This window comes from Streptomyces coeruleorubidus (genome assembly GCF_008705135.1).
GTDB lineage: Bacteria > Actinomycetota > Actinomycetes > Streptomycetales > Streptomycetaceae > Streptomyces > Streptomyces coeruleofuscus.
The window spans coordinates 6,028,666-6,041,932 of record NZ_CP023694.1 but is presented as its reverse complement, the minus strand read 5'-3'; the positions used below and the strand labels follow the sequence as shown (position 1 = coordinate 6,041,932).

Annotated in this window: 12 protein-coding genes; 4 read left to right on the top strand and 8 right to left on the bottom strand. The window is 71.2% G+C overall.

The window, feature by feature from the left end; genetic code table 11:
- Nucleotides 1-42 precede the first annotated feature (42 nt).
- From CP976_RS28025 to CP976_RS27995, 6 genes are all read right to left on the bottom strand, one after another.
- Nucleotides 43-2,679 carry a SpoIIE family protein phosphatase gene (locus CP976_RS28025; protein ID WP_150482836.1) on the bottom strand — a complete coding sequence of 879 codons (2,637 nt, stop codon included), beginning with the start codon at nt 2,677-2,679 and terminating at the stop codon, nt 43-45.
- Nucleotides 2,680-2,931: 252 nt separating this feature from the next.
- Entirely contained in the window at nt 2,932-3,375 is a 444-nt protein-coding gene (locus tag CP976_RS28020) for an ATP-binding protein (protein ID WP_190146886.1), read from the bottom strand.
- A 124-nt stretch (nt 3,376-3,499) separates the two neighbouring features.
- Entirely contained in the window at nt 3,500-3,937 is a 438-nt protein-coding gene (locus CP976_RS28015; RefSeq protein ID WP_150482835.1) for a (deoxy)nucleoside triphosphate pyrophosphohydrolase, read from the bottom strand.
- 234 nt (nt 3,938-4,171) lie between these two features.
- A complete protein-coding gene (locus CP976_RS28005) occupies nt 4,172-4,366 on the bottom strand; it encodes an SPOR domain-containing protein (RefSeq protein ID WP_150482833.1) in 195 nt (64 codons plus the stop codon).
- Between the two features lie 341 nt (nt 4,367-4,707).
- Nucleotides 4,708-5,460 (bottom strand): GntR family transcriptional regulator, encoded by a 753-nt coding sequence (locus CP976_RS28000; protein WP_150482832.1) that lies wholly within the window; start codon nt 5,458-5,460, stop codon nt 4,708-4,710.
- A 147-nt stretch (nt 5,461-5,607) separates the two neighbouring features.
- Nucleotides 5,608-6,765, bottom strand: coding sequence for a DUF4190 domain-containing protein (locus CP976_RS27995; RefSeq protein WP_150482831.1), 1,158 nt, complete (start codon nt 6,763-6,765; stop codon nt 5,608-5,610).
- A gap of 97 nt (nt 6,766-6,862) precedes the next feature.
- On the opposite strand from CP976_RS27995, the gene CP976_RS27990 reads away from it, so the two are divergent.
- Nucleotides 6,863-8,074 carry a serpin family protein gene (locus CP976_RS27990; protein WP_150482830.1) on the top strand — a complete coding sequence of 404 codons (1,212 nt, stop codon included), beginning with the start codon at nt 6,863-6,865 and terminating at the stop codon, nt 8,072-8,074.
- Nucleotides 8,075-8,093: 19 nt separating this feature from the next.
- Here the strand turns inward: CP976_RS27990 and CP976_RS27985 are convergent, their stop codons facing one another.
- Nucleotides 8,094-9,674: a S8 family peptidase gene (locus CP976_RS27985; RefSeq protein WP_150482829.1), complete on the bottom strand. Its 1,581-nt coding sequence runs from the start codon at nt 9,672-9,674 to the stop codon at nt 8,094-8,096.
- A 1,050-nt stretch (nt 9,675-10,724) separates the two neighbouring features.
- Between CP976_RS27985 and CP976_RS27980 the strand changes: the two genes are divergently transcribed.
- Both CP976_RS27980 and CP976_RS27975 read left to right on the top strand, forming a co-directional pair.
- Nucleotides 10,725-10,994 carry a type II toxin-antitoxin system Phd/YefM family antitoxin gene (locus tag CP976_RS27980; RefSeq protein ID WP_150482828.1) on the top strand — a complete coding sequence of 90 codons (270 nt, stop codon included), beginning with the start codon at nt 10,725-10,727 and terminating at the stop codon, nt 10,992-10,994.
- On the top strand, nt 10,987-11,250 hold the full coding sequence (locus tag CP976_RS27975) for a type II toxin-antitoxin system RelE family toxin (RefSeq protein ID WP_150482827.1): 264 nt from the start codon (nt 10,987-10,989) through the stop codon (nt 11,248-11,250). The genes CP976_RS27980 and CP976_RS27975 overlap by 8 nt, the downstream gene beginning before the upstream one ends.
- Before the next feature lie 124 nt (nt 11,251-11,374).
- On the opposite strand, the gene ychF is transcribed toward CP976_RS27975, so the two are convergent.
- On the bottom strand, nt 11,375-12,463 hold the full coding sequence (ychF, locus tag CP976_RS27970; RefSeq protein ID WP_150482826.1) for a redox-regulated ATPase YchF: 1,089 nt from the start codon (nt 12,461-12,463) through the stop codon (nt 11,375-11,377).
- 170 nt (nt 12,464-12,633) lie between these two features.
- On the opposite strand from ychF, the gene CP976_RS27965 reads away from it, so the two are divergent.
- Nucleotides 12,634-13,218: a DUF6542 domain-containing protein gene (locus CP976_RS27965; RefSeq protein WP_150482825.1), complete on the top strand. Its 585-nt coding sequence runs from the start codon at nt 12,634-12,636 to the stop codon at nt 13,216-13,218.
- The last annotated feature ends 49 nt before the right edge of the window (nt 13,219-13,267 follow it).

Genomic DNA, 13,267 nt, shown 5'->3' with positions numbered 1-13,267 from the left:
GTGTTGCCGGGGAGGACGATCCGTACCGGTGTTCGGTTGCGATCAGAACAGGCTCAGCAGCGCCTCCGCCGGATCCGTCAGGCTCGTCTCGCCGCCGGGAAGGGGCAGTTCGAACCAGACCGTCTTGCCCCGAGGTGTGCGGCGGGAGCCCCACGCCGCGCTGAGGAGGCCGACCAGCTGGAGGCCCCGGCCGCCCTCGTCGGTGTCGCGGGCACGGCGGCGGCGGGGCTGGACCAGGCCGGAGTCCCAGACCTCGCAGACCAGGGTGCGGTCGAGGAGGAGCCGCAGGCGGATCTCGCCCTCGCCGTAGCGCAGGGCGTTGGTGACGAGTTCGCTGACCAGGAGCTCCGTGGTGTCGACCAGGGGTTCCATGTCCCAGCTGAGCAGCTGGGCACGCGCGTACTCGCGGGCCCGGCCCACGCTGCGCGGCTCGCGCGGCAGGGTCCAGTCACCGACGGACTCGGTGGGCAGGCCCTGTACACGTGCCATCAGCAGCGCGATGTCGTCCTCGCCGTGATGGGTGTCGAGGGTGTTGAGGACGTGGTCGCAGACGTCCTCCAGCGGCTGGGTGGGGTCGGACAGGGTGCTGACGAAGGCCTGGAGCCCCTCGTCGAGGGGGTGGTCGCGGCTTTCGACCAGTCCATCCGTGTAGAGCGCGAGCAGGGCACCCTCGGGAAGTTCGACCTCGACCTCCTCGAAGGGCTCGCCGCCGACGCCGAGCGGGAGGCCCGGCGGCACGTCGAGCATCAGGGCCGGCTCGCCCGGTTCGACCAGGACGGGCGGCAGATGGCCCGCGTTGGCGAAGGTGCAGCGCCGGGTGACGGAGTCGTAGACGGCGTAGACGCAGGTGGCGAGGTACACCTCCGACAGATCCGCCTCCCGGGGCCGGCGGGCCGCCCTGGTCGCCTGCTGGACTCCGCCGGGGGCGCCGAGGCCGCGGGCGATCTCGTCCAACTGGGAGAGCACCTCGGCAGGTTCTATGTCGAGCTGCGCCAGGGTGCGTACCGCCGTGCGGAGTTCGCCCATGGCGACGGCGGCGCGCAGGCCGCGGCCCATGACATCGCCGACGACCAGCGCGGTGCGGTGCCCGGGGAGTTCGATGACGTCGAACCAGTCGCCGCCGACCTCGCTGGGCCGGCCGGTGTTGGCGTTGCCGGGCAGATAGCGGCAGGCGATGTCGAGACCGGAGGCCTCCGGGTCGCCGGGCGGGAGAAGGGACCGTTGCAGTATCAACGCGCGTTGGTGCTCGCGCCGGTAGAGCCGGGCGTTGTCGATGCAGACGGCCGCGCGCGCCGCCAGCTCCACGGCGAGGTCGCGGTCCCGGTCGCCGAACGGCTCGCTGCCCTTCGTACGGGCGAACTGCACGAGCCCGACGACGGTGTCATGGGCGACCATCGGCACGGCGAGCGTGGACTGCACGAGTCCGCCGTCCTCGCCGGGGACGGTCTGCGGGCGGGCCGTGCGCAGGGCGTCCGCGCAGGGCGAGTTGAACGGGTAGTGGTGGACGGCGCCGACCGCGACGGGCACGCCGGTGCCGGTGAAGGGCGCGTCGGAGACGGCGCTGGCGAAGGCCACCCGGCGCAGTTCGGCGCTGCCGTCGGCGAGCCCGGGCGGGGTCTCGTCGCCGACCAGCAGGCCCTGGTAGAGGTCGACGGTGGCCAGGTCGCAGAAGCCGGGTACGACCACGTCGAGGAGCTGCCGGGCCGTGGTCTCCAGGTCGAGGGAGTTGCCGATGCGGGCGCCGGCCTCGTTCAGCAGGGCGAGGTTGCGCCGGGCGGCGGCGGCCTCGCGGGCGGCGGCGCGGCGCGAGGTGATGTCCGTGCCGAGCCAGGCGATGCCGATCGGCCGGCCCGAACCGCTGTGCACGCGATAGAGGTTGACGGACCAGTGGCGGCGCTCGTCGGAGCCCGGCACGAAGCCCGTGACGTGCATGTCCGTGATGGAGTTGCCGGTCTCCAGCACGCGGCGCAGCGTGGCGGCGACCCGCTCGGCCTCGCCGCGCTGGAGGTAGTCGTGGACGCCCTTGCCGCGGTGGTCGTCGGGCTCGCCGCCGAACACGGACGCGAACCGGTGGTTGGCGCGGCGGACCCGCAGGTCGGCGTCGATCAGCAGGAAACCGAACGGGGATTGACCGAAAATGGCCTGCGAGGCGGCGAGGTCGGTCTCGATGCTGCGCAGCGTGCGCACGTCGACGACGATGCAGACGGCGGCCTTCTCGCCGTCCTCGGTGCGCGTCGGCATGACGTACACCTCGGCGAGCCCCTCGCGTCCGCACTCTCCCTCGGCGTCCTTCGGCATCCGGAAGGGCACCACACCGGTCCACTCACGGCCGTCGAGGATCTCCGCCATCTTGCGCAAGCCCCGCTCGTGCAGGCGCGGGTCGATGAACGTCTCGATGGGGTCCATGCCCACGGCGCGTTCGGCGGGAATGCCGAACAGGTGCTCGGCGCGCAGGCTCCACTGGTCGACGAGCCCGTCGGGGCCGATGGAGAAGGACGCGACCTTGATGTAGTCGTAGATGGATCCCGGGGGACTGCTCTGCCACATGGCGTCCCCGGGCTGCACCCCGTCAGCCGCGAGCGCACCTCCCACCGCGGAGGCCAGGCCGTCCGCGGCCATCGCCCTAGCGCCCGCCGACGGGTCCTCGGACTCCGTGGCCTTCGCTGGTATCTCGCTCACGCGAACCGTCCCCTCCAGCTCACCGCGTCCGGCACCGGTCACCGGGGGCGGCTGCCCGCAGTATCCAGCACTACGGTGCCGCACAACACGGTGTTCACGATCACAGCACGGTCCCGATGGTTTTCGGTCCGGACCGTGACAACACTTCCAGTCTTCTAACCAGGGGACACGGCGTCGAATCCCGTCCGTCGCCAACCGCCACTGGCCTGAACCATTCGCTCGACAGCGGCAGGGCGGACGTACACCGATTTTTCACTCCGGAACCGCGAGTTCGAACCACACGGTCTTGCCCACGCCGCCGGGCCGGGTGCCCCAGCGACGGCAGGAGGAGGCGACCAGTTGGAGCCCGCGGCCGCTCTCGTCCTCGGGCCGGGCGGCGCGCTCGCGGGGCGGGTCCGGGAGCGGGTCGGAGACCTCCACCAGGAGGACGCCGTTCAGTTCGGAGGGGCGGACCAGGCGGACGCCGATGGGGCCCGTGGCGTGCCGCAGGGCGTTGGTGACCAACTCGCTGACCAACAACGCCGTGAGGTCGGCGAGGCTGTCGAGGCCCCAGCCGCGGAGCCGGCCGCGGACGGCCTGCCGGGCGGTGCGCACGGCGCCCGGCTCGGCGGGAAAGGTCCACTCGGCGCGGTCACCTTCGGTGTCGATCACGCCGATCACTTCCCCGGCAGCGAACCCGCCCATGTCCTGTTTCATGGGGTTAATGGGCACATACCCGATATCAGGGGCGGAGTACCGCACGGGGCAGCGCACTGTGGCACGAAAGGCGTAAGGGGCGCTCGCACGGCCATCTTCGGGCCTCGCCCGCCCCCGGTTGGCCTCAGGCGCCGGGCACTTCTCCGGTGCCGGGGCCGCCGAGAGGCCCCAGGTGCGCGAGAGTCCGCCGCACCGCGGGCACGTCCTGGTCGAGCCAGTCCACGTCCCAGATCTCGCCGGGGCCGAGCCAGCGCAGTTCGTCGTGGTCCTGAAGGGGCTTGGGGGCGGCGGAGCCGGGCCGCAGGCGCGCGGTCCACACGTGCAGCACGTACGGCGACTTCAGCGGCCACTCCCCCGGGACGCGCCCGCCGGCCTCGGCGTCGACGCCGAGTTCCTCGCGCAGCTCCCGCACCAGCGCCGCGTCGGCCGTCTCCCCCGGCTCGACCTTGCCGCCGGGCAGCTCCCAGCGCCCGGCCAATTCGACGGGCGCGCTGCGCCGGGCGGCCAGCAGCCGCCCGTCGTCGACCAGCGCGGCACCCACGACGACGATCCGCTCACTCATGCGGGGAGCCTAGGCCCTGTCGTCACATTCCCGTCGTCCGCCCGGAGGGCGGGCACTGCGGCGTCAGGTGCGTGCTCTCGGCGTGCCGGGCGCGGACCCGCGTACTGGTTGTACGTGGGTCTGCGCCCGGTGCGGCGAGAGCGCGTGCATGGCGTCGCGGGGCAGGCGGGAATGTGACGACAGGGCCTACGGGAGCGCGGCCGGGCACCGACTTTCAGCGCAGGCACGCCCGAGTCAGTCGTGCACCCCGCCCTGCCCGTTCTGACCGAGCCGCTCGACCCAGTAGAGCTGCTTGTGGCCGCGGCCGTCGAGGCTGTCCGCGATCTTCTGGGCCTCGGCCCGGGTCGCGTACCGGCCGACCCGGTAGCGGTTGCCGTTGTCGTCCTCGCGTATCACGAGCCAGGGAAGAGTGATCGTGCTGTCGTTCATCGCGCCCCTCCACTTCCCACCCGCGGCCTGTGCCGTGCCCCACCCGATAAGGAAACCGCAATGCGCATATGCCCGAGCCTACGCCTAACCTTCACGCAGCGAATACGGCTTTTCACAAAGAGGTACGCAACCAGCCAGAACGCAGGGGGCGCACGACCACGAACGCGCCGTCCGCGCACCTCGGCGCACCCGGTCGGAGGCATGCCGCATGCGCCGCCGCCCACCTGCGAGAACGACGGCCGGCCGAGGGAGGCGATCCACCCCGGCCGAGGACGGCTCCCGCGGTGGTCGTGTGAGCGGGGCGCGCGGGGAGCGCGCCACGGGGCGGATGTGAGCGTTCGCTACTTGACCGGAAGGTGGTAGGCGACCCGGTACCGATCAGCCGGGATGACCACGTCGGCCGTCTCGACCGCGCGGCCGGAGGCGTAGAACGTGCGCTGGATGACCAGGACCACATGGCCGGGGACGCCACCGAGGACGAGCAGTTCCTCCGCGAGCCCGGGGCGGGCGCCGACCTCCTCGGTGACGTTGTCCACGATCACGTCGATCGCGCGCATGCGCTCGACGACGCCCATGCCGCCGAGCGGCCCCTCCTCCGGCAGCATCACCGGCGTCCGGCCCGTGACGGCGAGCGGCTCCCAGGACGTGGAGAGCATCATCGCCTCGCCGCCCTCGCGGTAGAGGTACCGCGTGCACATCACGCGCTCCCCCGGCTCGATGCCCAGCCGCTCGGCGACCGCGACGCCGGCCTCGGACTGCTCGCTGCTCGACTCCCAGGTGCCGCGCCCCTCGCCGTCGGCCTGCTCCTGGCGGAACGGCGTGGCCCCGCCGGTCGGGCGGTATCCGGAGCGGGCGATGCGCCGGGGCACGGGCCGCTCGCGCACGTACGTCCCCGAGCCGGAGCGGCCCTCGACCAGGCCCTCCGCCATGAGCACCTTGCGGGCCTCCAGGGCGACGGTGTCCGAGACGCCGTACTCCTGGCGGATTCTGGCTTGGGAGGGGAGGCGGGTGCGCGGAGGGAGCTGACCGTCGACGATCTTCTTGCGGAGATCACCCGCGACGCGCAGGTACGCCGGCTGCTCACCGAATGTCACTGGCCGCTCCCATCAGGTTGTACAGACAGCAACAGCGTGGCAACCGTAGGTTGTGTGGTGCAAGCAAAGGCCAGAGAATCACTCGATGTGATGACATGGCGGCCCCGAGGGCTTTACGCAGGCACTTTCTCCCCGCTATAGCCGCCGTCACACCTCGGCTTCGGAGTCCCCGCCCTCGGTCTCGCCCGGGGTCGGCGGGGCCGTCGCGAGACCGAGGGCCTTGCGCGCGGTGACGGTCGCCGGGCCGTCGACGTACTCGTATGCCTTGTCGTAGTGCGTGTAGTACGTGTCCGGGTCACCGGCCGTGCTCGCCTTCGACCACTGCTCGCGGGCGTCCTCCATGTCCTTCACCAGGTCGGCGACGGGCTGCTGGGCGGTGGACTGCCAGGAGTGCCCGCGCAGTGCCTCGATCTGTTCGCCGAGCACGTCGTCCATCTGCCGGGCCCAGGCCCGGTGGCCGGCGAGGTCGTCCTCAGGGGTCTTCTCGGGCTCCTCGTACAGCGCCGCGTCGACGGCGTTCGCCGTGGACAGGAAGACGACCTGGTCGCCGTCGAGGGTGGTGGGGTCGCCGCGCAGGGAGCCGGTCAGCTCGGCCTTCGCGTCGGTGTTGCCGAAGACGCAGTTGATCGCGCGGTCGCCGTAACGCCAGCTTTCCCGCGACGGCATGAGGTAGTACACGTCGACGTCGGTGGGCATCGCCCAGGAGTCCATGGCGTACTGGTCCTGGAGCTCGTAGCACCGCTCGTCGGCGATGTCGGTGACCTCCGCGTCACCGGGGAACGCGCCGCCCGGCAGCGTGACGACGGCGAACACCTCGCCGTCGTGCCCGCCTTCGCAGGACACCGGGTCGACGTCGTAGGTGTCACCCTCCAGACCGCCGGGCGCGTCGAAGCAGTCGCCCTTCCTCAGCGACAGACTCTCGTTGCCCCGCGCCCCGTCCTTGAACTTCTCCCAGGCGTCGGACACGGCACCCGTCGACAGCGTCACCGTCCACAGCACGATCCCGACGGACGACAGCACGGCCCCGGCGATCGCCAGTCCCCGGCCGCTCTGGCCGTTCCGCCTGATCTGCCGCAACGCGACGAGCCCCAGCACGAGCCCCACGGCGGGCACGAAGCAGAGCACGCCGAGCGCGAGCGCGGTGACGGCGAGCGCGTTGACGGAGACCGGTGCGCCGTACGGGCGGCCGGCGGGGCCGTGGTGGCCCCAGGGGCCGTAACCCTGGGCTCCCTGGTGCCAGTTCGCAGGCGGCGGGCCGTACGGATCCTGGGGCTGCTGGTTCCCAGGGGGCGGGGGTATCGACACGGGTACGGTGCTCCTGGCTGAGGCGGTGGGAGAGAGCGGCCGTGCGAAACCGACGTACGGCTGCGCGCATCGTAAGCGGCGGGCTCATGGGGGCGGAATGCACACGATCGGTACGTCGGTACGGGCGGTGAACCGCCTGACGGCACGCTGGGCGGCGGGAATCCACGAGGGCACGGTGTTCTCGGCGGCCGGGGTCTGGCCCTTGCTGGCTTCCCTCGCGGACGGGGCGACGGGCCGGGCCCGCGAGGAGCTGGCGGAGGCACTCGGGCTGCCGGCGGACCGTGCGGGCGCGGCCGGGCGGGGGTTGCTCACGATGCTGGCGGAGGTGGACGGTCTGGAAGCGGCGCTGGGGCTGTGGACCGAGCGGACCGTGGAGCTGCGCGAGGAGTGGGCGGCGGGGCTGCCCCCGGAGGCGCAAGGTGTGCTGACGGGGGATCCGGCGGCCGACCGGCGAGCCCTGGACGTGTGGGCCGCGCGGCGGACGGGCGGGGCGATCGAGCACATGCCGGCGGCGCTGCGGCCGGACACCGTCCTGGTGCTGGCCACCGCGCTGGTGCTGCGGACGGACTGGGAGGTGCCGTTCAAGGGGGACCTGATGCCGTGGCGCGGCCATGACCGGGCCGGGCTCACCCGCACCCTCGCCGGGCTGGACGCCGTGGCGGTCGCGCGGCCGCCGGGCGGCGCGGTGACGGTGGCCACGGTGCGCGGCACGAACGGTATCGACGTCCTTCTTCTGCTGGGGGACGAGGCGTTGACGCCCCCGCAGGTCATCGAGGCGGGTGTCGGCGTCGTCTCGGGCGCGCTGCCGGCCGTACCGGGGAGCCGCCTGCCCTGCGGTCAGGCCGGTCCCGGGCTCCGGCTGGAGAAGGTCCGCACCCTGCGTCCCGAGCCACCGGCCCTGACGCTCAGTACCGTCGAATTCACCCTGACCGCGGGTCACGACCTGCTGGCCGACGCGGAGTCCTTCGGTCTGGCCACGGCAGCCGACGGCGCCCCGGGCCACTTCCCGGGCATCAGCGCCGCACCGCTCGTCCTGGCGTCCGGTCGGCAGTCGGCCAGGGCGACCTTCAGCGCGGAGGGATTCCGGGCCGCTGCCGTGACCCTGATGGAGGCGATGTGGCTGGGGTGGGAGGAGCGGCCCGAGCCACAGTACGAGACGACACGGGCCGACGCCGTCTTCGACCGCCCCTTCGGCTTCCTGGCCGTGCACCGCGAGACGAGCCTCGTCCTCACGGCGGGCTGGGTCACCGACCCGAAGCCCTTCCCGGAGGACGAGGACGCCTACGTACTGGACACGTCAGGAGACTGACGGCCGGTCACGGACGAGGTCAGAACTGGAGCGCCCAGGCGTCGATCCGCCCGGTGTCGAAGCGGGCGTTGTCGCTCACGCGCAGCTTCCACGTGCCGTTCGCGGCCTCCGAGGAGGCGTTCACGGTGTACGTGGTGTCGATGTTGTCCGCGCTGCCGCCGGTGCCGTACGCCTTGAGCGTGTACGCCGTGCCGTCGGGGGCGATCAGCTGGACCTGGAGGTCACCGATGTAGGTGTGGACGATGTGGACCTCGACGGCCAGGGCCGAGGGCGCGTTGCCGGAGACGCCGGTGACGTTCACCGGGGACTCGGCGGTGGCGTTGTCGGCGATGGCCTGGTCGGCGGTGTTCTCGAAGCGCGGACCGGGCGGGGTGGTCGTACCGCCGCCGACGTTGAGGAGCCGGTTGGGCGAGCCGGTGCCGGGGCTGGTGACGACGCCGGTCGTGGCGGCGGCCGTCAGCGCTGTGGAGACCTGCGCCGGAGTGGCCGTGGGGTTGTCGGCCAGGTGGAGGGCGGCGGCTCCGGCGACGTGCGGGCTCGCCATCGACGTACCGGAGATGGTGTTGGTCGCCGAGTCGCTCGTGCTCCAGGCCGAGGTGATGGAGGAGCCGGGCGCGAACAGGTCCAGGACCGAACCGTAGTTGGAGTAGCTCGCCTTGGCGTCGCTGGACGTCGTGGCGCCGACCGTGACGGCCTCGGTGACGCGGGCCGGGGACCGGGTGGAGGCGTTGGTGGACTCGTTGCCTGCCGCGACGACGAAGGTGACGCCGGAGGTGATGGCGTTGCGTACGGCCGTGTCGATGGCGGTGTCGCCGGGACCGCCGAGGGACATGTTGGCGACGGCCGGCTTCACGGCGTTCCGGGCGACCCAGTCGATGCCCGCGACGACCTGGGCGGTGGTGCCCTGGCCGGAGTTGTTGAGCACCCGGACGCCGACGACCTTGGCCTTCTTGGCGACGCCGTAGGCACCGCCGGCGACCGTGCCGGCGACGTGCGTGCCGTGGCCGTGGCCGTCCTGGGCGGTGTTGTCGTTGTCGACGGCGTCGTAGCCGTAGGAGGCCCGGCCACCGAAGTCGCTGTGCGTGATGCGGACGCCGGTGTCGATGACGTACGCGGTGACGCCCTCGCCCGCCTTGTCCGGGTAGGTGTACGAGCTGTTCAGCGGCAGGTTCTTCTGGTCGATGCGGTCCAGGCCCCAGGACGGCGGGCTGGGCTGCGTCCCGGTGACGCGGAACGTCCTGTTCTGGACGACGGAGGCGACGGCCGGGTCGGCGGCGAGACGTTCCGCCTCGGTCTCGGACGCCTCGACCTCGTAGCCGTTCAGGGCCTTGGTGTACGTCCGCTCGATGTCGGCGCCGTACTTGTGCGCCAGGGCCCGGCCCTCGGCGGAACCGGCCTTCCGCGTCTTCAGGGTCACGATGTAGCTGTCGGCGACGGCGTTCGCCGCGCCCTCGTACTGGATGCGCCCTTCGGCCGCGGCCGGGACCGCGCCGGCGGGCAGGGCGGAGACGAGGCTCGCGACGAGCGCCGCGGTGGCCGTCGCGCCGAGCGCGGCCAGTCTTCGCCGGGTGGATCCGTGGGGAGTACGCATCACTGCCATCTGAGGGGTCCTCCTCAATCGGTGGTGCGCTGTGGGGTGTGGTGCAGCCCGCCGGCCGCCCGAAAGTCATGGTCATGTCAATCAACGGACGGCATCGGCGCGTCAGCGAAAGATTGAGCCCTCCACAGGAATTGCACAAGGGCCCTGCGGGAGGGAGTCGTGCCAGGGGGTAGGTCATGTCGGCGGGGACCAGCGGTGGGCGGCCGAAGGGCGTCTGGGGCCGGCCAGTTGGTGATACCTCGGTCGGGCCCGCCTACCACGCTTCCCGTGTGACGCGCACGGACGATGCCATGCAAACGGGTAAGCGCACGGCCGAGCCGGGCACCAAGGCACCGTGACCGTCCCACCGTTGTGCGTGCCGGGGCCGGTTTACTCCCCCGACGACCCGTCGGCCGCGGCTTTCCCGCGGGGCACGCTGTCCGTGCACCGGCCGGTCGGCACACACGTCCGGCGGCGCCTGGCCCTCGGGAGAGGACAGGCCCTGGCCGAGGCCGCCGTCGACCGGGAGTCAGTACGTTACCGCCCACTTCGATCTGGACGCCGCAGGAGTCACGGGCGTCACCGCGCGGGACCGGACCGAGAGCTACGCCTGCGACGGTTCTTGTAGCTGCCCTGGCTGCTCCCGCTCGCGGTCCGGATCCTGCGGGACACCGCGCCCGCGCAGGCCGCCGGCGGCTGGTACGACGACGACCTGCTGTACGCCGTCGTGACCCGGAGGCCGCAGGTGTGGGAACAGTTCCCGGACCTGGCCCGCGAGCTGAGGACGGCCGTCGAGACGCCGGCAGGTCTCTGGCGCTATGCACAGGACGAGGTGGACGCCTTCCGACTCCGCAGAATCGGGCCATCCTGACCTGTGCGTTCGCCTGACGCGGCGGGGCGCATTGCGCCTACACGATGAACCGGAACGTCCACCACAACGCTCTCACCTGTGAAGACACACCTTTCAACATCGCATCCAGCACAGATCAACACGGTTGCGGTTCACCCAGCACCCCGGAGCGCGACAATGAGCCGTTGTGTACACATGCGACACTCGGTACCCTTGTGCGCATGACACAGCCGCTGCCCATAGAGTCCATCCGCGATGTCCGGGCACACCTGGCCGAGGTCGTGGAGCGGGCTGACCGCGACGACGTGCCCACGGTGATCACGCGCCGAGGCAAGCAGGTGGCTGCCGTGGTGTCCATCGAAGTGCTCCGGAAGTACCAGGAGTGGGAAGAGCGCGAGATCAACCGAATCATCGACGAGCGCATGGCCAACCCGGCACCCGGCATCCCGATCGAGGAAATCATGAGGGAGACGCTGGCGCGCAGTGAGTGAGTACCGCACCGTCTTCCGACCCGAGGCTCAGGCTGAACTCCGCAAGGTCCCGCGAGACATGGCCCTCCGTATTCTGGCCAAGCTGACTGAGCTGGAGAGCGACCCGCTGGGGTTCAACACCACGGCCCTGGCCTCCCAGCCCGACCGGCGCCGCCTACGCGTAGGCGACTACCGCGTGATCTACACGATCGACAACGGTGAGCTGGTGGTGTGGGTCGTGCACGTCGGGCATCGCTCCACCGTCTACGACACCTGAGCACTCCTGACATCGGGTCAGAATATCCAGCACCGATCCAGCACGGGGTTGATGAAGGGGCCGGGCTTCCACCCTTCTGGCCTGCATGTTTGCCGCGTCAGCGACGTGGTGTTATTTCATCCGCTCACACATTGAACCGGAATTCCACGACATCCCCGTCCTGCATCACATAGTCCTTGCCCTCCATGCGCGCCTTGCCCTTCGCGCGGGCCTCCGTCACCGATCCCGTCTCCACCAGGTCGTCGAAGGAGATGACCTCCGCCTTGATGAAGCCCTTCTGGAAGTCGGTGTGAATGACGCCGGCGGCCTCGGGGGCCGTGGCGCCCTTCTTGATCGTCCAGGCGCGGGATTCCTTGGGGCCGGCCGTCAGGTAGGTCTGGAGGCCGAGCGTGCGGAAACCGACGTGGGCGAGGGTGGCGAGGCCGGGCTCCTCCTGGCCGACGGACTGGAGGAGTTCGAGGGCCTCGTCCTCGTCGAGCTCGGCGAGGTCCGCCTCCAGCTTGGCGTTGAGGAAGATCGCCTCGGCGGGGGCGACCAGGGCGCGCTGCTCGTTCTTGAAGTCCTCGTCGACCAGCTCGTCCTCGTCGACGTTGAAGACGTAGAGGAAGGGCTTGGTCGTGAGCAGGTGCAGGTCGTGGAGGAGCTCGTTGCGCTCGCCGCCCTGGACGATGCCGTGCGCGAAGAGCGTGTCGCCCTTCTCCAGGATCTCCTTGGCCTCTTCGACGGCCTTGACCTTGGCCTGGATGTCCTTCTTGATCCGCGACTCCTTCTGGAGACGCGGCAGGACCTTCTCGATGGTCTGGAGGTCCGCGAGGATCAGCTCGGTGTTGATCGTCTCGATGTCGTCCTTGGGCGAGACCTTGCCGTCGACGTGCACGACGTTCTCGTCCTTGAAGGCGCGGATGACCTGGCAGATCGCGTCGGACTCGCGGATGTTCGCGAGGAACTTGTTGCCCAGGCCCTCGCCCTCGGACGCGCCGCGCACGATGCCCGCGATGTCGACGAAGTCGACCGTGGCCGGGAGGACCCGCTCCGACTTGAAGATCTCGGCCAGCTTGCCGAGCCGCGGGTCGGGGACGCCGACGACGCCCACGTTCGGCTCGATGGTGGCGAACGGGTAGTTGGCCGCCAGCACGTCGTTCTTGGTCAGGGCGTTGAACAGGGTCGACTTGCCGACATTCGGCAGACCGACGATTCCGATCGTGAGCGACACGTTGCGACTTCCCGTGAGTGGAGAGGGCCAGAGGGCCAGGGGACCGGCCGATCCACCAGTCTACGGCGTACCCGGAACCCTGCCGGCGGCGTATCGAACGCTTGGCCAAGCCTCGGTCCCCGGCGTGTCTGAGGGGCTATTCAGCATATTGAACGACCTAAGTTGGTGCAGTGGAGCGATACAGGACGCGACCTGCCCAGTACGGACCGCGACGTGACCGGCCGAGGTCGTCCCTGCCGCCGCAGGCGGGACGAGGAGCGGACGGCGGAGCGGTGCGAGCGGTCCGGCAGCCGGGGCCCCAGCGCCGTCCGGCGGCCGTACGGCGGCCGGCCCCCGCGCCGGCACCCGCCCTGGCCAGGATGCCGAACCCCCGGCTGACCGGACTGGGCAGCGGGTTGTTCTGCGCGCTGGTGATGTTCCTGATCGGCGGGCTCTGCGCGGTGCTGTTCGGGGCGTCGCTGACGGCGTACGGCGTGCTGTTCCTGCCGGTGTGCGTGCTGACCGCCGTCTGGGTGCGCCGCGGGGATCTGATGACCGCGCCCGTCGTCGTGCCCATCGCGTTCGCCGTGGGGCTGCTGCCGGTGGCGGACGGCGACGGGACCGGCGGCATGCTGATGGGGCTGGTGACGGCGCTCGCCACGCACGCCGGGTGGCTGTACGGCGGCACGCTCGTCGCCGGGCTGATCGTGATCGTCCGGCGGATCCGGCTGGTGCACCGGCGACGGGCGGCGGCCGGGACCCGTCCGCAGGTGTGACAGCCGGGGCTTTCCCGTCGGTGTGACGGCCGGGCCCGTCCGCCGGCGT